This is a genomic window from Streptomyces sp. CB02056 (assembly GCF_001905545.1).
Lineage (GTDB): Bacteria > Actinomycetota > Actinomycetes > Streptomycetales > Streptomycetaceae > Kitasatospora.
Genome location: NZ_LIPD01000023.1, coordinates 46042 through 70962, shown reverse-complemented (window position 1 = coordinate 70962; position 24921 = coordinate 46042). Strand labels below are relative to the sequence as shown.

The following is a 24921-nucleotide window of genomic DNA, read 5'->3' as shown; positions in this document are numbered from 1 at the left end:
GAGCGCGTCTACATCACCGCCGGCGCCCCCTGGCACGACGGCGCCGAGCGCTACTCCACCCTCAAGGACGCCGTCGCCGCCTGGCTGAACACCCCGTCCGAGCGGTGGACCACCGCCGTCGGCTCCGGCCGCGACAAGCTCGCCGGCCACTTCGTCCACCAGCGCCAGCCCGTCGGCCGCTACGCCCCCACCGCGGCCCCGGACAGCGGCACCACCGAGATCCGCTCCATGGGGGAGTGGTTCGACCCGGACGGCGCCGACGTCGTCACCTGCCGTCAGGCGTTCACCCTGCTGTGGCAGGCGCTGCGCCGCCACTGGGACGACGCGGTCCTCATGGGCTCGCCGTCGCAGACCGGCCGGGACCTGTGGTCGCGCACCGTCCCGACCACCGGCAAGTGGGCCGGCGGCTACCCGGTCCTGTCCGAGGAGCTGCGCGGCCTGCTGCACGCCACCGGCGGCCAGGGCCGCACCGAGCTGGTCCTGCCCCCGCGCGTGCCGCAGCAGCTGCCCGCCCTGGTGGAGTACGACCGCACCTTCGCCTACGCCAAGCACCTGTGGAAGTCCCCGGTCGGCACCCCGCGCCGCATCACCGCCGCCGGGTTCGCCGCGATGACGGAGGCCGAGCAGACCAAGGCCCTGATGTCCTGCTCGCACTGGAACGTCAAGGTGACCGTCCCGCAGGGCTGGAACCACGTCGGCCTGCTGCCCGCCCCGGTCACCGGCGACCGCGCCTGGACCTACCCCTCGGCGCCCGGCGAGACCTTCACCACCTGGGCGGGCGGCGCCGAGGTCCACCTCGCCCTGGCCAACCACCTCGCACCGTGGCGGATCGAGGTCCTCGGCGGCCTGCTCTGGGAGGACGGCAAGCCGCTCGACGAGTGGGGCAAGCGCCTCAAGTCGGCGTGGGCGGACCTGACCAACCTCTCCCGCATGCACGGCGACGACCGCCAGCGCACCGCCGCCTACCTCGCCTCCCGCGCCGTCCGCGCGGTGCTGCTGTTCGGCCTCGGCGGCTTCGCCCAGCGCCCGCGCCTGGTCTCCGGCACCACCCCGGTCGGCGAGACCCTGCCCGCCGGGGTCGAGATCCTCGGCCGGGACGACCAGGTGGTGACCTGGCAGCGGCAGGCCGGCTTCTCCCGCGACCCGTACGCCCACCCCGAGTGGGCCGCCTACGTGTGGTCCGGGGCGCGGGCGGCGCTGCTGGACATGAGGTACCGCCAGGGCAAGGAGGTCATCGGCCACGCCGGCGCCCTGCACGCGAAGCCCGGCACCGTCGTCTACTTCGGCACCGACGGCATCGCCCTGACCGAGCGCCAGCCCTGGCCCTACCGCGGCGAGCCCGGCGACTACCTCCTCAAGGGCCACCTCACCGGTCCCGTCGAGCACCCCACCAGCCAGGAGCGGTACCTGAAGCTGCGCGGCCTGGGCCGCGCCGAACTCGCCGCGAAGGGGACCGACCAGTGAGCCCGGCCGCTCCGAACCAGCCCAACGAGGCCGCGCGGCTGACCCAGCAGCTGATCGACCAGGGCTACACCAAGCGCCAGGTCGCCGGGATGCTCGGCCGCGACGCCTCCCTCGTCTCCCAGTTCTTCACCAAGGGCAAGGGCGCCGCGTTCGTGAACGCGCTGCGCCAGGTCGTCCGGGCGGTGCGCGGCGGCGAGCGCGACACCGAGGCGCTCGGCGCCGTCGCCCAGGAGAACGTGGAGCGCCGCCGCACGAAGACCGGCCAGAAGGCGCGGGTGCGGGGCAAGGACACCGTCGGTGAGGCGGGCGGGTCGATGGCCGGCCGCGCGGGCAAGCAGGCCATCAGGTCCGGCGCGAGCCACCTCGCCCCGGTGGTCCACGAGACCGGCCGGGCCGGTGGCCGCCTCGCCTTCACCGTCCGGATGAAGGCCGACCAGTACGTGTACTCGGCGGGCTCGGAGCAGGACTCCGGCGGCATCCGGCGCGGGTTCGTCCCCCGCGCGGACGGCACCGAGGAGCGCACCTACGGCTCCGCCGGCACCGGGGGCTTCGACGCCGCCGAGTGGTCCCGGCGGGTCGCCGGCCACCACGGCGACGTCACCGAGGCCATGAAGACGTGGCTGGTGGAGACCGGCCGCGCCATCGCCGACGCCGACATCCAGTACCTCGAAGTCCGCGGCTGGATCCCCGGGGAGAACCGGTGAGCGCAGGACATCCGGACCGGCACACCGCACCGGACCCCCACCGCCCCGCATGGTTCGCCGGCTCCGACGAGAAGCTCACCGTGCTGCGCCGCGCCGCCGAGGCCCGCGGGGTGGCCCTCGACCCGGCCACCCCGCCGAGCGAGGAGGACGCCCAGGAGCTGACCGACCGACTCGCCGACATCCTCCTGGCAGAGGGCGGCTTCGACGGAGACTGGCGGACCACGCCGTTCGGCGACCTGGTCGAAGGCCTGATCGACGCCCTCCACCGCTACGCCTACCCCGACGAGCACTGACCCCCCAGCACCCGGCACCCAGTATGCGAAGGAGACACCCGCGTCGTGGAGAGCACCACCGCCACCGCCGAGCAGGACGCGCCGGCCCGGACGCCGCTCCCGGCGCAGCCGGTCGACACGGCCGCGAACCCGTTGCCGTTGCACGGGTTCCAGAAGGACGCGGTGGTGGCCGCGGTGCGCGAGGTGAAGGACGGCGGCCGGGCGACGGTCGTCGCGGCGACCGGCTCCGGGAAGACGCTGATCGCGGCCGGCTGCGCCCGGCGTCTGGCCGCTCGGGGGCGGGTGCTGGTGCTGGTGCCGACGATCGAGCTGTTGGAGCAGACGGCGGAGGCCTGGTCGTTGCGGGGCGGACGCCGGGGGCTGGCGGTGGCGGCGTGTTCGCGGGAGGAGGCGTTGGAGAGCGCGGAGGCCGGCGGCCGCGTCCACGCCCGGGTGACCACGCAGGCCCCGCGGATCACCGACCTGGTCGCCGCCGAGAAGCCGGGCGAGCCGGTCACCGTGTACGCGACCTACGCGAGCTTGGAGCGGATCGTCCAGGCCCACCAGCTGCACCGGCTCCCGGCCTGGGACCTGGTCGTCATCGACGAGGCGCACCGGACCGCCGGCGCCGGGAGCAAGGCGTGGGCGGCCGTCCATGACGACGCCCAAGTCCCCGCCGCCCGGCGGCTCTACTTCACCGCGACCCCGCGCATCGCCGACGACCGGCGCGCGAAGGACGGCCTGGCCGACCTCGCCGACGCCGACGGCCAGGCCCTGCCCGCGCTGTGCTCCATGGACGACGAGAGCATCTACGGCCGGGCCGTCTTCACCTGGACCCTCGGCCAGGGCATCGAGCACGGCTACCTCGCCGACTACCGCGTCCTGGTCCCCGTCGTCACCGACGAGGACCTGCGCGAACTGCTCCGCCTCCCCGCCGTCGCCGACCTGCGCACCCAGCGCTCCAACGAGGAACTGCTGCGCCTCGCGTTGCAGATCGCCGTGCTGCGCGCCGTCGCCGACCTGGACCTGCGCCGGGTCATCACGTTCCACTCCCGGGTCAGCGCGGCACGGGAGTTTGCGGACACCCTGCCGGACGCCTCCCGGCTGCTGGAGGACGCGGAGCGCCCGGAGCGGATCTGGGCGAAGGCGGTGGCCGGCACGGACCGCCTGCGCGACCGCCGGGCCGCGTTCGCCGAGTTCAAGGCCCACACCGGCGAGGACGGCGAGGAGTGCGGCATCCTCTGCAACAGCCGGCTGCTGACCGAGGGCATCGACGTCGCCGCGGTGGACGCCGTCTGCTTCGCCGACCCGAAGTCGTCGGTGATCGACATCGTCCAGGCCGTCGGCCGCGCCCTGCGCCAGTCCTACCGGCAGGGCAAGGTCTCGTGGATCGTCATCCCGGTCTACCTGCCGACGCCTCAGGTCGGCGACGACACCGCCACCGCGCACCCGGCCGAGGTCCACGACGCCGGCGAGGCCGTGAAGGCGGAGGCCGACACCGAGATCGAGGCGTCCAGCTTCCGCACGATCTGGCGGGTCCTGCGCGCTCTCGCGGCGCACGACGCCCGGGTGGTCGGCCGGATCACCGAGCTGCGCGCCCACCGCTCGCAGCCCGCCGCGCACACCACCGCGGCCAAGCCGGCCGAGGGCGATCAGCAGCCGGCGGCCCCGGTGGAGTCGCCGGTCGAGTGGTTGAAGGTCGACGCCCGTCGGCACGCCGCGCGCATCCTCCAGACCGTGAAGCTGCGCGCGTTCAACCCGCGCGCGGTCGAGTGGCAGCGGATGCACGCCGTCGCCGCCGGGTTCCACACCGGGCACGGCCACCTCGACCCCACCGACAAGACCAGGAACGCCGAGCTGATCTCCTGGCTTACCCGCCAGCGCCACCTCCACGGCCAGGGCCTGCTCGATGCCGCCCGGGTCAGCGAGCTGGACGCGCTCGGCATGATCTGGTCGAAGAACGCCAACGCCTGGGAACGCGGCGCCGCGTACGCCGCCGCGTTCCACCGCCGGCACGGCCACCTCGCCATCCCGGCGACCGCGAAGCTGGACGACTACGCGGTGGGCGCGTGGATGCGCCGCCAGCGCAAGGCCGACAACCTCACCGGCGACCAGGCGGCGAAGCTCGACGCGCTGGACGAGCTGTGGCGCCTGGAGCCGGACTGGAACCGCTCCTACCGCCGCCTGCTCGCCTACCTCGCCGCCGGCGGAACCCTCGACGGCCCGGCCAACCGCACCGGCGGCGAGGCCGACCCGGCCTTCCGCCCCGGCACCTGGCTGCGCAAGCAGGACAAGGCCCGCGCCGACGGCAAGCTGACCGACCACCAGAGCGCGCTCCTGGACGCCCTCCACCGGCACGCCGGGACCACCACCGGCGGCCGGACCGGGTGATGCTCCACCGAAGGGCGGCCCGCGGAGCCGCCCTTCGGCGAGCGCACGTCCGACGTGCGCCGTGCGTCCCCCGACGGTCCGGGGAGCCGACCGCCCCCGGGCGCCGGCGGTACTGCTACTTCTGCCAGCCGACGGTCTCGGGCAGCGGGCTGTAGAAGATGGCGGCGCCGACGTTGGCGAGGCCCTTGCGGATGCCGTAGGTGGAGGGGCCGCTGTAGAGCGGCAGCAGGGAGTACTGCTGGAGGGCCTTCTGCTCGACCTCGTTGACGGCCGCGATCTGCTGGCCGAGGTCGGCGATCTCTCCGGTGGCGCGGATCTCCTTGTCCAGTTCGGGGGTGCCGGCTCCGGTGATGTTGGAGTCGCGGTCGGAGCAGTAGAAGTCGCACAGGTACCGGGCGCCGAAGGGGTCCGTCGAGCGGTTGCCGGAGATGAACAGGTCGAAGCGGCGGTCGCTGAGGACCTTGGAGAAGTCGTTCTCGGAGACCTTGTTGACGTCCACCTTCACGCCGACGGCCTTGAGCATCGCGGTGAACGCGCCGGCGGTGGCCTTCTCGATGGGGCCGTCGCCGAGCAGGGTGTAGCCGATCGCGAGCTGCTTGCCGTCCTTGGCGCGGATGCCGTCGGCCCCGGGCTGCCAGCCGGCCGCGTCCAGGGTCCTGCGCGCCTGCTCCGGGTCGTACTTCAGCACGGAGGAGACGTTGTCGCGGTAGCCCTGCTGGAAGCTGTAGAGCACCGACGAGCCGGGCAGCGGCTCGGTGTAGTCGAGGCCCTGGAACCGGATCTTCGCTATCTGGGCGCGGTCGATGCTCTCCTGCACGGCCTTGCGGACCTGGACGTCGCCGAGCAGCGGGGACTTGGTGTTGAGGTACAGCGAGTACTCGAAGGGGCTGCCGCCGCTGCGGATCTCGGCGTCCTTGACCGTCTTCACCTGCTTGAGGTTCTCCGCCGTCCCGACGGGGGCGTAGTCGAGTTCGCCGTTCTTGAAGGCGTTGATCGAGGCGGCGCTCTCCAGGTTGACGTAGACGCGCTTGTCGAGCTTGCCCGGCCGGCCCCACCAGGTGGGGTTGCGTACGAAGGTGATGTTGCCGGAGTGGTCGTCCCAGGTGCCCACGGTGTACGGCCCGGTGCCCCACTCGGGGTGGGCGGTCTTGACGTACGCCTTGTTGAAGTTGTCGACGGTGGCGGCCTGGGGGTGCAGGAAGGTGGTGAACAGCGCGGACCAGGAGGCGTTGACGCCCTTGAAGGCGATGACCGCCTGCTTGTCGTCCGCGCCCCGGGTGACGGAGGTGATGCGGTCGTAGCCGTCGGTGGAGGAGGCCGCGTACTCCTTGTCGGAGCCGTTGTTGGCCTTCCAGGTGGCCTCGATGGCCCGCCAGTCGATCGGGGTGCCGTCGTTGAACACGGCCTTGGGGTTGAGGGTGATGACGACCTTCTGGTCGCCGCCCTCGACGGAGACCTTCACGTCGCTGTAGTAGTCCGGGTTGTACTGGACCTCGCCGGTGGGCGAGTAGGTGATGGCGTCGGCGTTGTACCAGGACCAGACCCGCAGCGCGTTCAGGGTGCCGTTGACGTTGAACGGGTTGCCCTGCTCGTCGAAGGTCCCCGCGGTGGTGTAGGTGCCGCCGTCCTTGATGTTCTCGTACGGCTGGGGGTTGTAGTCGGTGACGGAGGACGCGACCTTGGCGGCGTTCTTGGCGTCCTGCCCGGGGGATGCGCCGGTGGAGCCGCCGGAGGGGGACGAGGAGGAGCAGGCGGTGGCGGCGACCGAGACGGCCGCGGCGAGCGCGAGGGGCAGGGCGAGCTTCCGACGCATGGGGTGTCCTTGGTGGGATTCGGTGAGACGGGGAAGAGCGGGGGGCGGGGGTCAGACCGCGTGGCAGGCGTACCGGTGGTCGGAGCCGTCCGGGGCGCCGACGGTCGCCGGCCGCTCGGTGCGGCAGCGCGTGCGTACGGCCTCGTCGGCCTCCCGGTGGAGCGGGCAGCGGTCGACGAACACGCAGCCCTGCGGCAGCCGGGCGGCGCTGGGCTGCTCGCCCGCGAGGACGATGCGCTCGCGGTGGCGCTCGCGCTCCGGGTCGGGTACCGGGACGGCCGACAGCAGGGCCCGGGTGTACGGGTGCCGGGGCCGGGCGAAGATCTCCTCGGTGGCGCCGGACTCGACGACGTGTCCGAGGTACATCACCGCGACGCGGTCGGAGAAGTAGCGCACCACGGCCAGGTCGTGCGCCACCACGAGGTAGGCCAGGCCCAGTTCGCGCTTCAGCCGGGCGAGCAGGTTGATGATCTCGGCCTGCACGGAGACGTCCAGGGCGGACAGCGGCTCGTCCAGGACCAGCAGCCTCGGCTCGCGGGCCAGGGCGCGGGCGATGCCGACGCGCTGGCGCTGGCCGCCGGACAGGGCGGCGGGGAAGCGGTCGCCCATGGCGCGGTCCAGGCCCACCAGGTCCAGGAGTTCGGTGACCCGGGAGCGGACGGCGGTGCGGTCGGCGCCGGCGGCCTGGAGCGGTTCGGCCAGCAGGTCGAAGACGGTCAGCCGGGGGTCCAGGGCGTCCGTCGGGTCCTGGAGGACGATCTGCACGTGGCGCCGCAGCTCGCGCACCTCGGCGGCCGAGCGCAGCGTGGCGACGTCGGTGCCGGCCACCTCGACGCGGCCGCCCTCGGGGGCGCGCAGCCGCAGCACCTCGCGCAGCGTGGTGGTCTTGCCGCTGCCGGACTCCCCGACCAGGGCCAGGGTTTCGCCCGCGCGCAGTTCGAAGCCGACGTGGCTGACCGCGTGCAGGGTGCCCACCCGGCGCTTGAGCAGGGCGCCCTTGGTGACGGGGAACGTCTTGACCAGGTCCTCGACGCGCAGGACCACCTCTCCGGCGGTCCGCTCGGCGGGGCCGGCCGTCGGCACGGGAGGGGCCGCCCCGACCGGGTCGAGGCTGCCGTCGGCGATCTCCCGGGCGCGGTGGCAGGCGGCGCGGCCGGGCCGCCCGGCCGGCGCCGGTGCGTTCAGGTCCGCTGAGGTCAAGTCCGGTGCAGCCAGGCCTGGTTCGGTGGTCCGGCACACGTCCACGGCCACCGCGCAGCGGGGCGCGAAGGGGCAGCCGCCGGGCAGGGCGACCAGGGACGGCGGCTCCCCGCCGACCGGGACGAGGGGCCGCGGGACGCCGCTGTCCACGGTCGGGACGCTGGCCAGCAGGCGGGCGGTGTAGGGCATCGTGGGACGGCGGAAGAGCTCGTCGACGCCCGCGTGCTCGACGATCCGCCCGGCGTACATGACGGCGACGTCGTCGGCGTGGCCGGCCACCACGCCCAGGTCGTGGGTGATCAGGACGAGGCTGGCTCCGGTCTCGCGCTGGGCCAGGCGCAGCACGTCGAGGATCTGCGCCTGGACGGTGACGTCCAGCGCCGTGGTGGGCTCGTCGGCGACGAGCACCGAGGGCTTGTTGGCGATGGCCAGGGCGATGACGACGCGTTGGCGCATGCCGCCGGAGAACTCGTGCGGGAAGGACTTGGCGCGTTCGCGCGGGTCGGGGATGCCGACCAGGTCGAGCAGTTCCACCGCCTGCTCCCAGGCGTCCTTCCGGGACAGCTCCCGGTGCACGCGCAGGGCCTCGGAGAGCAGCCGGCCGACGGTGAAGATGGGCGTGAGCGCGGACATCGGGTCCTGGAAGACCATGCCGATGTCCTTGCCGCGGACCCGGGAGAGCTCCTTGTCGTCCATCGCCGCCAGGTCGCGGCCGCCCAGCAGGATCCGGCCGCCGATCCGCGCGGTGGGCGGCAGCAGGCCCATGACGGCGAGGGCGGTGGCGGACTTGCCGGAGCCGGACTCGCCGACGATGCCCAGGGTGCGCCCGGGCAGCAGGTCGAAGTCGACGCCGCGCACGGCCTCCACCGGCCCGGCCTCGGAGGGGAAGGAGACGCTCAGGCCGCGGACGGACAGGACGGGTGCGGGCCCGGCGGGGTCGGTGGACCCGGTGGGAGCGGTCGCGGGCCCGGTGCGGGGGGCGGGTGCGAGGGTCATCGTCGGGCTCCTGCCGCGCCGGTGGTGGACGTGGGGTCGAAAGCGTCGCGCAGGCCGTCGCCGACGAAGGTCATCGAGACGGTGAGCAGGACGGTCAGCCCGGCGGGGAAGGCGAAGAGCCAGGGGGCGCTGGTGATGGTGCCCGCGCCGTCGGCGAGCATCGTGCCCAGCGACACGTCGGGGGTCTGGACGCCGAAGCCGAGGAAGGACAGGGCGGTCTCGCTGAGCACGGTGGAGACCACGCCCAGGGTGAGGTTGACGATGAGCAGGGAGCCCAGGTTGGGGATGATGTGGCGCAGCACGATGCGCAGGGGGCGCACGCCCATGTACTCCGCGGCGCGCACGTAGTCGCGCTCGCGCAGGGACGTCGACACCGACCAGACCACGCGGGCGGTGGACATCCAGCCGAACACCGTCAGGACGAGGATGAGGACCCGCCAGTCGCCCGCCAGCCGGTGCGAGACCAGGGCGAGGACGAGGAAGGACGGCACGACCAGCAGGAAGTGGATGAGGGCGAGGGTCGCCTTCTCCACCCGGCCCCCGACGTAGGCGGCGCCCGCGCCCACGACCGCGGCGAGGGCGACGGTCAGCAGGGACACGGTCACCGCGATCACCAGCGAGCGCTGGAGGCCGTGCACGGCGGCGGCGTAGACGTCGTTGCCGCCCTGGTTGGTGCCGAACCAGTGCTCGGCGCTCGGGGCCTGGGTGAGGGCGGAGAAGTCGGTGTCCGCGAAGCCGTACGGGGTGAACAGGCCGCCGAGCGCGCTGAACAGCACGAGCAGCAGGAAGATCACCACGCCGGCGACGGCGGTCCGGTTGCGCAGGAAGCGGCGCAGGTAGAGGCGGCGCCGGCCCAGGTAGCGGCCGTCGTGCCCGGCGGCCGGCGGGTCGGTGTGCAGCGGATCGGCGGCCGCGCCGGGACCCACAGGGGCTACAGGAGTGCTCATCTCAGCTCACCCGCACCCTCGGGTCGAGGAGGACGGTGGCGATGTCCGCGAGGATCGCGCCGACCGCCGTCAGGGCGGCGGCGAACGCGGCGGTCGCCACGGTGCCGTGCACGTCGTTCTTGCTGATGGTCTGGATGAAGTACTGGCCCATGCCGTTCCAACCGAAGATCGTCTCCGTGAGCACCGCACCGGTGAACACCGCCGGGATGCCGAAGGCCACGGACTGGGCGGTGGGGATCAGCGCGGTGCGCAGGGCGTGCCGGCGGATCGCCTGGGCGCGGGTCAGCCCGGTGGCCCGGGCGGTGCGCACGAAGTCGGAGCCGATGACGTCCAGCAGCAGCGAGCGCTGGGTGAGGTGGTAGCCCACGTACCCCGTCAGGGTCAGGGTGATCGTCGGCAGCACCAGGTGCAGCAGCCGGTCGCCGACCGTCGCCCAGAACCCCTCCACGCCGGGCGAGTTCTCGCCCGCGACGTACAGGAAGTGCCAACCCGCCTGCTCGTTCAGCCGGATGGCCAGCAGCACCAGCGCGAGGGCGGCGATGGACACCGGGACGTTGAACAGCGCCATGGACAGGGCCTGGGCGGCCCGGTCCCGCCAGCCGTACTGGCGCGAGGCGGTGTGCACCGCGAGCGCGACACCGACGACGACCGACAGGACCGTCGCACCGGTCACCAGCTCGGCGCTGACCAGGGAGCGGTAGCCGATCTCCCCGTTCACCCGCACCCCGACCGGGGAACGGCCCCAGTCGAAGCGCAGGACCACCCCGGTCAGCCAGTCCCACCAGCGGTGCAGCAGCGGCTCGTGCGGGTCCAGGTTGTAGGGGGCCAGGGCCCGGGAGATCTGCTCCTCGGTGCGGACCGGGCGCAGCTCCTTGAAGTTCGAACGCGGGTCGAGGAACCAACTGGCCAGGAAGTAGGTGGCGTTGGTGGCCACCGCGATCACCAGGAACCAGCCCGCAGCCCTGCGGGTCACGTACCGGAGCACGGACGCCACCTCCCCACCGGATGCGACGGGTACGGCCGGGGAGCGCCGGGTCTGGGGGAGTTGGGCATGCGGGTGGAACTTCCTCGATCCAAGGGGTGGTTGCACGACCGTGCAGAGGCCAGTCTGTGTGCGAGCGACACCCGGCACCAGGGACCAGGGCAAGTGGACACGAACACGAAACGCGCCCGCAGCACATGGACGCGTTCGCGTCACAATTCGTCGAATCCGCAGGTCGCAGGGGCCGCGGCGGCCACCGGTCCGCGCCGACGCCGAGCGTCGGCGGGCGCGCCGCCGGCGGCGGACCACCCGCCGCCGGGAAACAATCACGCCATGGACAAGGACATCACCCGCACGGTGGACGCCGTGTGCGAGGCCGACGACGCGGACGTCTCCGTGCTGCGCGCCGAGGTCGAATCGCGGGTCGCCACCGGCGAGTTCGACTGGGCCGGCGGCCTCGCGGCGGAACTCGCCGCCCGCACCGCCGCCGGCCGGGACCGCCAGGGGCACTGCGCCGCGGCCCTGTACTGGACACTGAACGCCCTGGCCGCCCGCCCGGGGCCGCAGAGCCTGCGCGCCCTGGTGCGCGTGCTGGACTCGCCGCACCCCGGCGTCTCCCCGCGCTACCTGGCCGCGGTCGTCGCCCACGGGCACCGCATCGAGGACATCGCCGACGAGGTCTTCGACCGGGCACCCGAGACCGCGGACGCGCGCGAGTTCGCGGCCTGCCTGCTCCACGAGACGGTGCTCGTCTCGGACGCGGTCAACGGCTACCCCGCGCTGCGCGCCTTCGCCGACACCCTCCTGGCCGGGGGCCACCCGCTCGCCGTACTGCCGCTGGCCCTGCTGCCCGAGGAGCACGGGCTGCGGCGCCCCGTGGAGGCCGCCGACGACTGGACCTGGACGGTCCCGGCCGTGTGGCCGGAGCCGGGCGACGCGCTGGAGACCACGCCGGCGACGCGGCAGCGGGCGGCCGCGGCCGAACCGACCGAGACCAGCCTGCCCGCCACGACGGAGGCCATGGGCGCGGCCGTCGCCCACTGGCTCGCCCAGTCCAACGGCAAGCTCGCCGCCCAGGAGTTCTGGCTACCCGACCCGGTCGCCCCCGAAGACCTCCCGGCACTCCTCGCGCTCCTGCCGCTCACCCCCTGGCCGCCCGGCCAGACCCCGGCCCGGCTCCACCCCTCCGACCCCGACCTCGCCCTGCGGACCCTGCTCACCGCCGCCCTGCGCGCACCGGCCTACGGCCACGGCAACTACGGCGCCTACGGCAGACTCGCCGCCTGGCGCTCCCTGGCCGCCCTGACCGGCACCCCCGCCGACGCGCCGATCACCCGGACCGCCGACCGCGTGCGGCAGACGACCTGGCTCCGCCTCGGCACCGCGTCCGCCCCCTGGTTCCACAACGTCGCCTGGGACCTCGCCCTCGCCGCCCTACACCCCGACGGCCGACACCTCGCGGTCCTGGCCGCCACCGACACCGACTGACCACACGCCACCCCGGCCGCCAGCCCCGCGACCGCAACCCGGCCTCCCCCCCCGGCCGAGTTCGGGGATCCACCGGACGAACGTCGGCGCCGGCAGCGGCGGCACCGCCCTCGACCAGGCCCTGCGACCCGGCGTCCACCGGCGTGCCGCCGGCTGACGTTATGCTGTTCGACGCTCTGCGGAGCGTGTCGAACAACATGGGGGGAACATGGGCAGCGACGGCGCGGTGGCCGCCGCGATCACCGTCGACCGGCTCGGCACGCTGCCACGGGCCCTGACCTTCCTCGGCGAGACCGTCCTCGCCGGCGGCACCCGCTTCGCGGCCGCCCTGCCCGAACCACTGCCCGGACCGGCCGCCGCCGCGGCCCGCGGCCGGCTGGAGGCAGCCGCCATGGTCGTACAGGACCCGGCGGGGGACCAACTGGTCGCCCGCCGGCTCGACGCCGTCGCCGCCGTCCTGGCGCTGCGCGTCACCCACCGGGAAGCGACCCCGTGAAGTGCAGGTGGCGCCTCGTCCTGCTGGTGGTCGTCGCGGCGCTGGCCGTCCCGGCCACCATGCGCGCGGTGACCGTCCACCGGAAGACCACCGGCAGACTCGACCACGGCACGGTGTTCACCCAGACCTCGGGACAGATCACCGTCAAGCCCGGCGAGTTGTTCTCCGTGGAGGTGCCCGCCTACCGGTTGGCAGGCGACGTCTGGAGCATGGCCGCTCCAGCCCCCGACCCGGCCGTCGCGAAGGCCGCCGGTGACGAGTACGTCCACAACTTCGACGTCAGGGACCTGTTCGACTTCGGCGACATCGGAAACACCGGCTCGGGCGGCCGCTACTACTTCACCTTCCGCGCCCAGAACCCCGGCCGTACCACCATGACCGTGCACATCGCCTACCGCGACGAGCTCGGTGGGGACTGGCCCGGAGGGCCGGACCAGATCAAGCGCCAGTTCACCGTCGACGTCAGCTCCGACGCCCCCCGCTGAACCCCCGTTCCGAGGAGGCCGGTGACCCGGGCCTCGGCCTGGTCGGCGGCGGTGGGGTTGACCAGCAGGTAGCCGGTGACGCGCTGGTCCGGCAGGCCCTCGATGCCGGTGTACTGCCGCAGGGCCTCGGAGGTGGCCGGGGCGGTGGCCCGCTTGATCAGGGTGACGTCCCGGTCGGCGGAGCGGCATCGGAGCGCCTCGCGGGCTCGGGCACCGACGGTCACTCAGCCTTCGGCCGCCTCAGGTCCATCGACCACCGCGACAACCGCTCGACCGCACTCCAGGTCAGGCCCACGCACGGATCGGTGTCGACCAGCAAGGTCGCGGCCGCGCGGCCGTCGGCCCAGGCCCGCGCCTGCGGCGTCAGCGCATCGTCCACCCAGGCCGCTGCCCGTTCTCCGACGAAGGCCGCCACCGCCGGCACCTTCTCACACGGTTCGAACGGCTTGGGCGGGAAGAAGACGACCGGCAACCGTTCCAGCCCCAGGAACGGCGCGAGGAACTCGTTCGCCTCCTCTTCCCAACCCGTCGCCCAAACGATCTCGAAGTGCTCGGCAAGTCCGTTCAGCCACCGCCCGTGGACCCGGTTCAGACGCACCGGCTCCTCACCGGGGAAGAACCCGTACTCCTGGTAATCCGCCGGGCACACCGCCGCGGCGAACGGGTTCAGCACCCCGTCGACGTCCAGAAGCAACAACGGCAGGTCGGCAGTCACGACGACTCATCCTGCCGCCGTAGGACCCCCGCCACAACGGGAAGCGACCGCCGCGAACGCGGGAAACGATCCACCACCCGTACATGTGCGGGGTGGTGCGGCCTTGTCCACCTGACCTGGAGGAGCGGCGTCTGCCTCGGACACCACGCAGACGACAAGCTCCGGCTTCATGCCCGAATCCCGCGTCAGGCGTGCGGAGCCGCCACGGTCCGGGCTCCACGTGCCCCGGTTCCCGCCTCCGCCCCCGCCTCCTCCGCGGCCTCCGCGTCGGCGATGCGGCCGCGCACCATCGCGTCCATGACCGCCATGTACCGCTGCGTGCGGGGGCCGCCGAGGAGGAAGGGGTTCGCGGCGCCGGGCGGTTGGTGCCGCAGCTGTTCGGCTCGTTCGAGGCCGTGGTCGTTCGGGTGGTTGGAGAGCTCGACCTCCACGTTCGTCCGGCGCATGACGGCCCGGAAGGAGTGGACGGAGGCGAGGAGGGTGCGCAGTTCCGCCACCGTCGAGGGCGGGTTGAGGCCGCCCCACAGCATCGCGCTGTGGTACCGGCCGCCCGCCCGGACCGGGATGACCGGGGACACGGTGCCGGGGGTGTGGCCCGGGGTGTGGTGCAGCTCGATCGTCGTGCTGCCGAGGGTGAGCTGCGCGCCGTCCGCGATGTCGAGGTCGCGGACGGGGGCGTCGGCGGGGCGGGTGCGGGCGAGGAGGTCCCAGTCGGCCGGGGACATGTGCACGCGGGCGCCGTAGCGGTCGGCGAGGGTCTGGGCGCCGCCGAAGTGGTCCGCGTGGCCGTGGGTCACGACGACGTGCCGGATCGCCGCCGGGTCGGCGCCGACCGCCCGCAGCCCGGGGACGACGACGCCCTCGGCATCGGCGGGTGAGGTGAGCGCGTCGATCAGCACGATGCCGTCGTCCGTCAGCACCGCCATCGCCGAGACCCAGCCCGCGCTCAGCAGCACCAGGTTGTCGAACAGCTTGACGGGCGCGGGCGCGGGCAGCGGGGGAAGGACGGAGCCGGGCGTCAGCGCCGTCACCAGGGCCCGCAGCACGGGGTCGTCGGCGGCGAGGCGGCGGGCGCGGTCGTAGTGCGGACGGCCGGCGGACGACGCCTTCACCGAAGAGGGGACGGCGGCCGAGGCCGTGCCTGGAAGGGCGGCCGGCGTGGCCCCGGCGGCGAGGCCGAGGACGGCGAGCTGGGCGAGACGGCGCCGGGTGAAGTCGGCGTCCGTGTCGGCCCGGCGGGTGGGTCGGATCATCGCGGTCGGGGCTCCTGGTCGGTCGGGAAGGGGCGCTCCTTCGGGAGGGGACGCTCCTTCGGGACGGATGCGGATACGGACGTCAGCCGAGGGCGCTGACGACGGTCTTCGTCGCCTGGGCGATCAGGGCGTCGTCGGAGGTGGCGTCCGCCTTGCCGCGGTCGGTCAGGACGACGATCACGATCGGGGCGCGCCCGCCCGACGGCCACGCCACGGCGACGTCGTTGCGGGTGCCGTAGCCCGCGTTGCCGGTCTTGTCGCCGATCCGCCAGTCGGCGGGCACCCCCGCGCGGATGTACGGGCCGCCGGTCGTGTTGCCGACCAGCCAGTCCGTCAGCAGCCCGCGTCGGCCTTCCGGGAGGATATCGCCGAGCACGTAGCGGCGCAGGTCGGCGGCGAGGACGCGCGGCGTGCTGGTGTCGCGGGTGTCGCCCGGGGTCGCCTCGTTGAGGGTGGGTTCGGTGCGGTCGACGCTGGTGGTCGAGTCGCCCAGGTCGCGCAGGGACTGCTGGACGGCCGCCGGGCCGCCGAGTTCGGCGAAGACGAGGTTGGCCGCGGTGTTGTCGCTGTACTGGATGGCGGCGGAGGCCAGGTCGCGCAGCTTCATGCCGGTCGCCACGTGCTGCGAGGTGATCGGTGCCCACGCCAGCACGTCCTCCTGGCGGTAGGGGACGACCTTGTCCAGGTCCGCGTCGGAGGCCTTGCGCAGCAGGGCCCCGGCGGCGAGCGACTTGATCGTGGACGCGAACGCGAAGCGCTCGTCGGTCCGGTGGACGACCTCCCGGCCGCTGCCGGTGTCCACCGCGTACACGCCGAGCCGGGCGCCGAACCGCTGCTCGAGTTCCGCGAAGGCCGCGTCCGCCGCGGCGGCGGAGGCCGCCCCCGCGCCCGCCGTCGCCGCCGTCGCAGTCGCGCCGGAGGCCGCCGCCGTCGAGGCGCCACCCGACGGGCCGCACCCGCCGACCAGCGCGGCCACGAGCAGGGCCACCGCGGGCAGCGCGGCGCGGGTGCGGACGCGGGTACGGGTGCCGGTGCCGGTACGGCGGAGGTCGGGCGTCATCAGTGGTCTCCCCAGGTGGTTCGTGTCATCACGGTCGCGCCCCGCGGCGGTGGTCCACACCGCCGCGATCCGCGCGATCACGCTCAGCTAAACAGGCCACGGGCTACCCAGTCCAAGACCGCAATCGTGAAGTGAGCGATAAGAAAACCCCTATGATTGCTGGCCATGGACCTGCTGGGGCATCTCCGCCACTTCCGCGCCGTCGCCGAGGAACGGCACTTCGGCCGCGCCGCCGAGCGCCTGCGGATCGCCCAGCCCTCGCTCTCCCAGCGGATCCAGCGCCTCGAACGCGAACTCGGCGTGACCCTGTTCGACCGCGGCCCGCGCGGCGTCGACCTCACCCCGGCGGGCCGGCTGCTGCTCGCCGAGGCCGAGGAGACCCTGGACAGCGCCGCCCGCCTCCTCGCCACCGCCGCCGACCTGCGCAGCGGACGGGCCGGCACCCTGCGCGCGGCCGTCCCGCCCGAACTCGGGCCGGCCACCCTCGCCGCGCTGCTCACCGGCTTCGAGGCCGCCTCCCCGGGCACCCGGCTCGAACTGCGGGAACTGCCGGTCGCGGCCGTGGTGCGCGAACTCGCCCAGCACACCGTCGACGTCGCCGTCGTCCGCCACCCCTGCCCGGCCGACGGACTGGCCTTCGGCCCCGTCCTGCACCAGCCGCTCGGGGCCCTGCTCGCCGCCGGCGGCCCGCACGCCGACCGCCCCGAGCTCGCGGTGGCCGACCTGACCGGCCTGCGCCTGGTCCTCTTCCCGCGCGCCACCGCCCCGGCCCTGTACGACGAGGTCCTCACCACGCTGACCAGGCACGGCTGCACCCCCGAAGCCGTCGTCGACCCGCCGGGACCGGACGTCGCGGGCGCGCTCGTGCTCACCGGCAGCGCCATCGCCCTGGTGCCGCGCACCACACCCCCACCGGGTACAGTCTGGCGTCCGCTCACCGGCACCCCGCTGGCCTGGCGGACCTCCACGGCCTGGCCGACCGGGCGGGGCGGGCCCGCCGTCCGGCTGTTCGCCCAGGCCGCCCACGAGGCGCTGACCGGACCCGGCGGCCTGCTGCCCCAGCCGCCCCACCGCCCCCCGCTCTACCCCCGGCCCGCAATGGAGTTCCCGCTGTGACCAGCGACCGCACCACAGCCCACCGCCCGGCCGCCGACCGGACCCCGCACGGCCGCGCCGCGCGCACCCGCATCGCCGCTGCCTTCGCCGACGCCGGCGTCACCGGCCGACTCCACGCACGCGACCTCGACACCGGCGCCGAGATCGGCCTCGGCGCCGACACCGCCGTCTCCACCGCCAGCGTCCACAAGCTCTGCCTGCTCGTGACGCTCTACCGCGAGGCCGCCGCCGGACGCATCGACCTCACCCGGCAGGTCGACGTCCCCGCCGCCGGCCGCACCCCCGGGTCCACCGGCCTCGGCGCCATGCTCGACGACGCCCGCCTCTCCCTGCGCGACCTCGCCTACCTCACCGCCGCCGTCAGCGACAACACCGCCGCCGACACCCTGTGGGACCGGATCGGCCTCGACACCGTCAACCGCACCATGGCCGACCTCGGCCTCACCCGCACCGTCGCCGTCCACAAACTCCGCGACCTCATCGCCGCCCTCGCCGAGGACACCGGCCCCGACTCCCCGGTCGACCCCGCCGTCGTCGCCCGCCTCAGAGTCCTCGACCCCGCCTTCACCAACCACAGCACCCCCCGCGACATGACCACCCTGCTCGCCGCCCTCTGGCACGGCGACGCCTGCCCCGGCGACCACGGCGCCGCCCTGCGACGCCTCCTCGGCCTCCAGGTCTGGCCCCACCGCCTGGCCTCCGGCTTCCCCTACGACGACGTCCGCGTCCACGGCAAGACCGGCACCCTCCCCACGCTGCGCCACGAGGTCGGCGTCGTCGAATACCCCGACGGCGGCCGCTACGCCCTCGCCGTCTTCACCCGCGCCGCCGCCACCACCATCACCCTGCCCGCCGCCGACGCCGCCATCGGCACCGCCGCCCGCCTCGCCGTCGACGCCCTCCGGGCCCAGGCGGCAGCCGGCCGGGCGCGCTGACCGGGCCCACCGCGTCCCGACCTCCGCCATCGCGTACCCGTCGGCGGTCGTCTGACGGCCCGTACGCCGAAGGGCGTCCCGACCCGGGCCCGAGGGCCGCGACGCCAACGGCACGACGGGCAGGACGAAGGCGACGGCCCACAGCCACGGGTGCCGCCACCGCGCGCGCCGGGCGCCGGTCACCGCCCCCCGGGGGACTCGTGACCACCAGGGTCGGGAACCACGCCGCCACAAAACCGCGGCCCACGGGGAATCGCGTGACCGCCGACAGCCGACAGCCGACAGCCGTCAATCCGGTCGACCCCCTCCTCACGCGTACCGGGGAAAATCCGCCCCTTCACCGGCCACGCACCGCGCCGGAGCGCTACGTTGACGGCCGCCGACCATGGGGAGAACCGCTGACATGACCATCGACAGGGCCGCCCTCGACAGCGCGATGAAGGCGGTCGTCGTCGCCGCGCACGCCGACGACCCGGCCGCGCTGTACCAGGCCGTGATGCCGCCGGCGGGCACGGACACGCCCCCGGCTGAGGTCACCGCCTGGTTCGGGACGCTCCTCATCCACCTGGCGCTCTCCGCCGCGACCACCTCGAAGCTGGAGCGCGGCTGCCCCCGGGAGGCCGTCTCGGGGTGGATCGGGGAGACGCTGGGCCCGCCGCCCACCCCGGCGCTGCTGCGCGCCGCGGATCCCGGTCGCATCGACCATGCCGAAGCGGTGAGCGCCGCCGCGGACTACTCCCGGTGCCACGAGTACACCGTCGACCTGATCCGGCTGGGCCTGGCCGAGCCGAACGAGGCACCGGACGAGCGGGGCGTCGACGCCCACTGCGCGGCGACGAACGACAGCAGGACGCGGATCACCGTGATCGCGATGCTCGGCCGCCTCGCCCCCGTCCCCGGCGGGCGGGCTTGACGCCGCTGCTCCGGCAGCGCCGGGCCGCCGGGCCGGTCGAGTCCGCCGCGCCCGGGCGCCCGCCCGGTGCCGGGGGAGGGCCGGAGCGGGACGACGAGGGGTCAGGGAGCGCGCTGATGCCCTGCCCTCGGCGGCGCGGCCACACGTTCGTATGCTTGCGCACGGGCGGTGGCGGCACCCCCGAACCCCGGACGGCGCCGCGCGCCGCGGACAGCGGAAAGGGGCGCGGGCATGCGGAAGCGGACGAGGCGTACGGCCTGGTCGCTCACCTACTTCCTGCTGGGCGGCGCGTGCCTGCTGATCGCCGTGGTGATGGCGACGGGCCTGGTGACGACGGGGGCCGCGCGCGGGCTGGGACCCCTGGTCCCGGTCCTGCTCCTCGGCATCCCGGGTGCGGTGCTGACGTTCCGCGCGCCGGTGTTCGGCGTCTCCTACGGGCCGGCCGGGGTGAAGTACTCCGGGCTGCTCGGAGCGCGCTCCTATGCGTGGGCGGACATCCGGGAGGTACGGGTGGCCGTCCTGGAGGGCAGGGTCTACACGTCCGACGTCCCGGAGCTGGTGCTGGCCTCCGGCGGGACGGACCCGCTGTACATGCTGGCGGGCCACAGCTCGGGCCGGACCAACAAGCGGGTCAAACGGCTGGTGGCCGAACTCGAGGCGGCGCGCGCGGCCGCGTCCTGACGCCGGTCGCCTCCACCGGCGGCACGCGGCACCGACATCTCCCGGCAAGGCCTCCCGACAGTCCCGACGCCGGTCACGGCCGCGCGGGGTCGGTGGTGCCGTCGCCGTTCGCGCTGCCCGGGCCGGCTGCCAAGTCCGGGCCCGGGCGGCGAGCGGCGTGCTCCGGGGACGGCGGTGTCGGCGGTGTCGGCGGGGTGAAGCCGAGGGAGGTCAGCAGGCCGACCGCCGCGTCGCGGTAGTGGGCGGGCAGCTCGCGGTAGATGGCGAGGGCCTCCTCCCAGGAGCGCAGGGCGTCGGCGTCGCGGCCGAGCGCCTGCTGGGCGGCGGCCAGGGCGGTCAGGGAGTTGGCGCGCTGGTCGGCGTATCCGGTGATGGTCCGGCCGACGGCCAGCGAGCGCTCCAGGTGGACCAGCGCCTCCTCGGGGCGGCCGGCGGCATAGCGGGCCATGCCGACGACGTTCAGGAGGCTGCACTCCGGGACGCCGCCCAGCCGGCGGATCTCCGGTGCGAGCAGCCGCTCGGCCAGGGCCTGTGCCTCCTCGGACCGGCCGAGCATCAGGAGGCTGCTGGCGAGGTTGGTCTCGCACAGCAGGACCGTCCACCGGGCGGCGCCCGGACCGTCCGCGGCCAGCAGGCGCAGGGCGCGTTCGAAGTGGTCGGCCGCCCCGGCGTAGTCCGCGCAGTTGAAGTGCGAGACCCCCAGGCTGGCCAGCACCAGTGCCTCGACGGCCCGGTCGCCGGCCGCGCGGACGAGTTCCAGGGCCTGCTCGTAGTGCCGGCGGGCCTGCGGCAGGTCGCCCGCGGAGCCCCAGGCGTGCCCCTGGTCGTTCAGGCTGAGGCCCAGGGCGAGCGGGTCGTCGAGCCGGCGGGCGGCGGCCACCGCGGTCCGGCTCACGGCCAGGCGTTCCGCGTGCGGCCCGGTCCGGTGCAGGTAGGGCCACAGCAGCGAGGGGAGCTTCCAGGCGACGTCGTCGTCCTCGTGCTCGAAGGCGTGGGCGGCGGTGGCCAGGAGGTTGGCCCGCTGCTCGTCGCACCACCGCAGCGCCTGGGCGGGGTCGGCGAAGGCGGTGGTCTCCAGGTCCCGGGGCGGCGGTGGCAGCGCCACGTGGGGCCGCCCCGGCACCAGCGTCCGGGTGGCGGCACAGGCGTGGTGGAGGCACCACGCGTACCAGCGCTCCAGGCAGAGGCGGCGGGAGCGTCGGCTCTCCTGCCGCGTGCCCTGCTCGGCGGCGAACAGGCGCAGCAGGTCGTGGAAGCGGTAGGTGTCGGCGCGGTGCTCGGTGAGGAGGTGGACGTCGGCCAGCCGGCGCAGGACCCGCGCGCCGCTCCCGCGCTCCAGGCCGCCGAGCACCTCGGCGACCGGCGCCGACAGGTCGACGGCGGGGCTCGTCGCGAGCAGCCCCAGCAGGCGTCGGGCGGGCCCGTCGAGCGCGTGGTAGGAGAAGGAGAAGGCCGTGCGCAGGCAGGCGGACCGGTCGTCGCCGTCCGCGCTGAGGACGTCGAGCCGGTTGCCGGCGAGTTCGGCGGCGAAGTCCGTGAGGTCGTGGTGCGGGCGGTCGCGCAGCCGGGCGGCGGCGAGCGCGACGGCCAGCGGGAGGTGGCCGCAGGCGTCGAGCAGCCGGGCGACGGCCTGCTCCCGGGCCTCGACGCGTTCGGCCCCGAGCACCCGGCGCACCAGGGCGCGGCCCTCGTCCGGGCTGAACTCCGCCAGCTCGATCCGCTGGGCGCCCTCCCGTACGACGAGGCCGGTGAGCCGCTCACGGCTGGTCACGAGGACCGCGCAGCCCCCGGCGCCGGGCAGCAGCGGACGGACCTGCGCGGCGTCCAGGGCGTTGTCCAGGACGATCAGGACCCGCCGGCCGGCCAGCGTGGACCGGTAGAGCGCCGCCGTCTCGTCGAGCCGGGCGGGGACGTCCTCGGCCGGCACGCCCAGGGCGCGCAGGAAGGAGCCCAGGACGGCGTGGGGGTGCTGCGGGCCGGTGGACGACCAGCCGTGCAGGTCGGTGAAGAGCTGGCCGTCGGGGAAGCGGTCCCGGGTGCGGTGGGCCCAGCGCAGTGCCAGGGCCGACTTGCCGGCCCCGGGGGCACCGGTGACGAGCGCGATGGCCCCGGGGGCCGGGGCACGGCCGCCCGGCCCCCCGGGGCCGACCAGGTGGCGTCCGAGGGCGCGAAGCTGCGCCTCGCGGCCGACGAAGGCGGGTGACTCCCAGGGGAGTTGGGCGGGACGCGGCAGGGGCCGCTGCACCGAGGCGGCCGGCCGCCTCGATGCGGCGGGCTCGCGGGGCGGGGCCGGGTTCGGCGCGCCGGAGCCCAGCAACTCCTGCTGGAGGCAGCGGAGTTCGGGCGACGGGTCGAGGCCCAGCTCCCGCGCGAGGTCGGCCGCGTACCGCCGGTACGCGGCCAGGCCCTCCGCCCGGCGCCCGCTGCGGAGCAGGGCCGTCAGCAGGTGCCGCACCAGGCCGTCGCGCAGGGGAGTGGCCCCGACCAGGCCGATGAGCTCCGGGACGATCCGCTCGTGCCAGCCGGCCGCCAGTTCCAGCTCGAAGAGCCGCTCCAGGGCGGCCATCCGCTGCTCCTCCAGGCCCGCGGCGATGGTGGCGAGGGCGCGGCCCGGCAGGCCGTCCAGGGCGGGGCCGCGCCACAGGTCCAGGGCCTCGCGCAGCAGGGGCGCGCCGTCGGCGCCCGCACGGGCGGCGGCGTCGACCCGGGCGGTGAACTCCCGCGCGTCGACGCGGACCCCGTCCGCGGCGAGGAGGTAGCCCGGCCCGTCGGTGCGGATCGGTGAGGGCCGCCGCGGGCCGGGCGAGAGCGCGCGGCGCAGCAGCCCGACCATGTTCCGGACCTGGCGGTCGGCGGTGGCGGGCGGGCACTCGTCCCACACCGCGTCGACGATCCGGGGCACGGACACCGTCCGGCCGACGTGGGCCACCAGCACGGCCAGGAGCGCCTGTTGGAGCCGGCCGCCGACGGCGAGCGGGCCGGAGTCCCGGGCCCGCACCTCCAGTGCTCCCAGGATCCTGAACTCCACCCCATGGCCTCCGACGATCGAACGGTGCCGTGCGTCGTCCTGCGCCCCGAGCCCCCGTGACGGGTGCGGCAGGGCCATCCTCGCCCGGGCGCGGCGGCGTGTCCATGGCGCCCTGGACGCGGCGCCGCGCTCCGGGGCGCCCTCCCGCGGCGTGATGGGGTCGTGAGGAATTCATGACGGCCTTGCGCAGGATCGTCACCGGGCCGGACGGCATCCCCCACGACGGACCGCCCCACCGTTCCCCGCCCGCACCAGCACCGGCACGGTTCCGGCCGCAGGGGTGCGGCCCATCCACCAGAGCACGGAGGAGAACAGATGACCCTCGTCCACCGGCCTCGCCGACGGACGGCGACGGCCGCGGCCGCCGCCACGATCATCATGACCCTGCTGGAGATCGGGGGCATCGGGGCCGGCACCGCCCACGCCGGCGCCCGCCCGCCGACGACGAGCTGCAACCCCGCCGTGGACCAGACCTGGCTGGACGTGACGTCCCTCCAGGTCGACCCCGTCGTCACCGACTTCCTCGCCGTCTACGTCGCCCCGGGAACCACCGGCCAGCGCACCGAGACCCTGGGCCGGGTGGACTCCGTCACCACCGTCGTCAACCGCAGCACCGAGATCAGCGTCTCGGCGAGCGTGCTCTTCGTCAAGATCGAGGCCAAGGTCGGCTTCTCCGTCCAGAAGACCACCTCGACCACCACCAGCACCACCGTCTCGACCACCTGGAACCTCAACCAGCCCGGCTACTACGGCCTCTACCGCGGCACCCGCCGGGTCCAGGGCGAGTACGCCAAGTTCGTCTGCGCCCAGACCGGCCCGACCACCGGCGTGTGGATCAACGCCTTCCCGGACGGCGGCGGAGGGAGCTTCACCACCTACGAGCTGCCGGAGATCGGCAGCGTCAACTGCGCCCAGACCGAACCGGCCGGCACCCTGCGCCGCACCGCCCAGATCCGGCTCTCCTGCTGACCCGCCCACCCCACACCACGACGGAGGAGCCCATGACGAACCCGCTGCGGCGCCGGACGACGGGCGCCCTGCGCACGCTCGGCGCCGGCATCCTGGCCGCGCTGGCCGGCGGCACGCTGCTCGCCGCTCCCGCGTCCGCCGACACCCCGCCGAAGTTCGGCTGGTCCGACTGGAACGGCTGGAGCTGCTCGGGGTACTACCGGATCAACACCCCGGCCGGGCAGGTCCTCGACATGAGCCAGGGCGGCACCTTCTTCGACGGAGCGCTCATCCAGTACCCCTGGAACGGCCAGCGCAACCAGCAGTGGGGCCTGTGCCGGTGGCCGGGCGTCCCCGAGGACACCAGCAGCTACGTGCTGCGCAACCGGCAGAACGGCGACTGCATCGGCAGCTACGACGGCGGGAGCGTGGACGCCTCCTGGATCAGCGTGTTCGACTGCTCGGGCGACATCGGCCCCAATCAGAAGTTCTGGAAGACCGTGGACCCGGCCTCCGGCGCCTTCGTCCTCAAGCTGCAGCACTCCGGCAACTGGCTCGCGGTCGCGGAGGCCGCCAACGCCAACTCCATCGTGGCCCAGTACTCCTACCGGGCGACGGCCTTCACCCTGCAGCAGCTGAACCCGTGACCCCCCGCCCGCCGGCCCGGCCCCCGGCCGGCGGGCGGCCACGGGGGAGTCAGGGGACGTAGAGGCTCCGGGCGCCGGTGGCGCTCTCGTCGTCACCGGCGCTGATGCGGCCGAGCTCCTCTCCGTCGCAGTCCGGCCCCGAGTAGAGGGTCACGGCCGTGTCGGTGTTGTTGTCGACGATGCTGGAGTCCTCCAGGGGGTAGCAGCCGGAGGGGTCCGTGTAGACCTCCGCGTTGTTGAGGTAGAGGTTTCCGGTGGCCGCGGCGGCCGGGCCGACGGGCAGGACCAGGGCGGCAGCGGCCATCAACGGGACGCCGAGGGCGGCGCGGCAGGTGATTCTCATACCCTGCGCATATCCATTCCGGGCCGGTGCCGTGGCCGGGACGG

22 protein-coding genes are annotated in these 24921 nt (G+C 74.6%); 13 read left to right on the top strand and 9 right to left on the bottom strand.

Annotation, left to right across the window (positions count from 1 at the left end):
- The 4 genes from AMK13_RS38005 to AMK13_RS37990 form a co-directional block, all read left to right on the top strand.
- Positions 1 to 1464 (top strand): hypothetical protein (locus AMK13_RS38005; RefSeq protein WP_074006122.1); only part of this gene is annotated, 1464 nt, incomplete at its 5' end.
- Positions 1461 to 2168: a hypothetical protein gene (locus AMK13_RS38000; protein WP_074006121.1), complete on the top strand. Its 708-nt coding sequence runs from the start codon at positions 1461 to 1463 to the stop codon at positions 2166 to 2168. The genes AMK13_RS38005 and AMK13_RS38000, both read left to right, overlap by 4 nt.
- Complete coding sequence (locus AMK13_RS37995; RefSeq protein ID WP_074006120.1) at positions 2165 to 2461, top strand: hypothetical protein; 297 nt, start codon at positions 2165 to 2167, stop codon at positions 2459 to 2461. Before AMK13_RS38000 ends, AMK13_RS37995 begins: the two co-directional genes overlap by 4 nt.
- Positions 2462 to 2506: 45 nt before the next feature.
- A complete protein-coding gene (locus AMK13_RS37990) occupies positions 2507 to 4831 on the top strand; it encodes a DEAD/DEAH box helicase (protein ID WP_074006119.1) in 2325 nt (774 codons plus the stop codon).
- A gap of 115 nt (positions 4832 to 4946) precedes the next feature.
- On the opposite strand, the gene AMK13_RS37985 is transcribed toward AMK13_RS37990, so the two are convergent.
- Genes AMK13_RS37985 through AMK13_RS37970 form a run of 4 tightly spaced genes read right to left on the bottom strand, consistent with a single transcriptional unit; the run spans position 4947 to position 10772 of the window.
- Positions 4947 to 6644 carry an ABC transporter family substrate-binding protein gene (locus AMK13_RS37985; protein WP_198959512.1) on the bottom strand — a complete coding sequence of 566 codons (1698 nt, stop codon included), beginning with the start codon at positions 6642 to 6644 and terminating at the stop codon, positions 4947 to 4949.
- A gap of 51 nt (positions 6645 to 6695) precedes the next feature.
- On the bottom strand, positions 6696 to 8840 hold the full coding sequence (locus tag AMK13_RS37980) for a dipeptide ABC transporter ATP-binding protein (RefSeq protein ID WP_074006118.1): 2145 nt from the start codon (positions 8838 to 8840) through the stop codon (positions 6696 to 6698).
- Positions 8837 to 9787: an ABC transporter permease gene (locus AMK13_RS37975; RefSeq protein WP_074006117.1), complete on the bottom strand. Its 951-nt coding sequence runs from the start codon at positions 9785 to 9787 to the stop codon at positions 8837 to 8839. The genes AMK13_RS37980 and AMK13_RS37975 overlap by 4 nt, the downstream gene beginning before the upstream one ends.
- Position 9788: 1 nt before the next feature.
- On the bottom strand, positions 9789 to 10772 hold the full coding sequence (locus tag AMK13_RS37970) for an ABC transporter permease (protein WP_074006116.1): 984 nt from the start codon (positions 10770 to 10772) through the stop codon (positions 9789 to 9791).
- A gap of 330 nt (positions 10773 to 11102) precedes the next feature.
- Here AMK13_RS37970 and AMK13_RS37965 point away from each other — a divergent pair, with 330 nt between their 5' ends.
- The 3 genes from AMK13_RS37965 to AMK13_RS37955 all read left to right on the top strand — a co-directional run bounded on the left by AMK13_RS37965 (position 11103) and on the right by AMK13_RS37955 (position 13238).
- On the top strand, positions 11103 to 12257 hold the full coding sequence (locus AMK13_RS37965; protein ID WP_074006115.1) for a DUF6183 family protein: 1155 nt from the start codon (positions 11103 to 11105) through the stop codon (positions 12255 to 12257).
- A gap of 208 nt (positions 12258 to 12465) precedes the next feature.
- The gene (locus AMK13_RS37960; RefSeq protein WP_074006114.1) at positions 12466 to 12753 is read left to right on the top strand and encodes a hypothetical protein; all 288 of its coding nucleotides are present in this window, start codon (positions 12466 to 12468) and stop codon (positions 12751 to 12753) included.
- Complete coding sequence (locus AMK13_RS37955) at positions 12750 to 13238, top strand: protease inhibitor I42 family protein (RefSeq protein WP_074006113.1); 489 nt, start codon at positions 12750 to 12752, stop codon at positions 13236 to 13238. Before AMK13_RS37960 ends, AMK13_RS37955 begins: the two co-directional genes overlap by 4 nt.
- Positions 13239 to 13458: 220 nt before the next feature.
- Here AMK13_RS37955 and AMK13_RS37950 read toward each other — a convergent pair whose 3' ends face one another.
- The 3 genes from AMK13_RS37950 to bla form a co-directional block, all read right to left on the bottom strand.
- Positions 13459 to 13953 (bottom strand): HAD domain-containing protein, encoded by a 495-nt coding sequence (locus AMK13_RS37950; protein WP_074006112.1) that lies wholly within the window; start codon positions 13951 to 13953, stop codon positions 13459 to 13461.
- 185 nt (positions 13954 to 14138) lie between these two features.
- Positions 14139 to 15206 carry an MBL fold metallo-hydrolase gene (locus AMK13_RS37945; protein WP_074006111.1) on the bottom strand — a complete coding sequence of 356 codons (1068 nt, stop codon included), beginning with the start codon at positions 15204 to 15206 and terminating at the stop codon, positions 14139 to 14141.
- Positions 15207 to 15288: 82 nt separating this feature from the next.
- Positions 15289 to 16266, bottom strand: coding sequence for a class A beta-lactamase (bla, locus tag AMK13_RS37940; protein ID WP_079272888.1), 978 nt, complete (start codon positions 16264 to 16266; stop codon positions 15289 to 15291).
- Between the two features lie 165 nt (positions 16267 to 16431).
- Here bla and AMK13_RS42620 point away from each other — a divergent pair, with 165 nt between their 5' ends.
- The 4 genes from AMK13_RS42620 (at position 16432) to AMK13_RS37920 (ending at position 19911) form a co-directional block, all read left to right on the top strand.
- Entirely contained in the window at positions 16432 to 17382 is a 951-nt protein-coding gene (locus AMK13_RS42620; protein ID WP_074006110.1) for a LysR family transcriptional regulator, read from the top strand.
- A gap of 71 nt (positions 17383 to 17453) precedes the next feature.
- Complete coding sequence (locus AMK13_RS42615) at positions 17454 to 18317, top strand: serine hydrolase (protein ID WP_074006235.1); 864 nt, start codon at positions 17454 to 17456, stop codon at positions 18315 to 18317.
- A gap of 403 nt (positions 18318 to 18720) precedes the next feature.
- A complete protein-coding gene (locus tag AMK13_RS37925) occupies positions 18721 to 19230 on the top strand; it encodes a hypothetical protein (protein WP_074006109.1) in 510 nt (169 codons plus the stop codon).
- Positions 19231 to 19461: 231 nt separating this feature from the next.
- Positions 19462 to 19911 (top strand): hypothetical protein, encoded by a 450-nt coding sequence (locus tag AMK13_RS37920; protein WP_074006108.1) that lies wholly within the window; start codon positions 19462 to 19464, stop codon positions 19909 to 19911.
- 73 nt (positions 19912 to 19984) lie between these two features.
- Here the strand turns inward: AMK13_RS37920 and AMK13_RS37915 are convergent, their stop codons facing one another.
- Positions 19985 to 22939, bottom strand: a complete 2955-nt coding sequence (locus AMK13_RS37915) for an AfsR/SARP family transcriptional regulator (RefSeq protein ID WP_074006107.1) — start codon at positions 22937 to 22939, stop codon at positions 19985 to 19987.
- A gap of 315 nt (positions 22940 to 23254) precedes the next feature.
- Here AMK13_RS37915 and AMK13_RS46225 point away from each other — a divergent pair, with 315 nt between their 5' ends.
- Together AMK13_RS46225 and AMK13_RS43195 are read left to right on the top strand one after the other, a co-directional pair.
- A complete protein-coding gene (locus AMK13_RS46225; RefSeq protein ID WP_074006106.1) occupies positions 23255 to 23908 on the top strand; it encodes a hypothetical protein in 654 nt (217 codons plus the stop codon).
- A gap of 32 nt (positions 23909 to 23940) precedes the next feature.
- The gene (locus tag AMK13_RS43195; protein WP_074006105.1) at positions 23941 to 24534 is read left to right on the top strand and encodes an RICIN domain-containing protein; all 594 of its coding nucleotides are present in this window, start codon (positions 23941 to 23943) and stop codon (positions 24532 to 24534) included.
- A gap of 49 nt (positions 24535 to 24583) precedes the next feature.
- On the opposite strand, the gene AMK13_RS37900 is transcribed toward AMK13_RS43195, so the two are convergent.
- A complete protein-coding gene (locus AMK13_RS37900; protein ID WP_049649250.1) occupies positions 24584 to 24877 on the bottom strand; it encodes a hypothetical protein in 294 nt (97 codons plus the stop codon).
- Positions 24878 to 24921 lie beyond the last annotated feature (44 nt).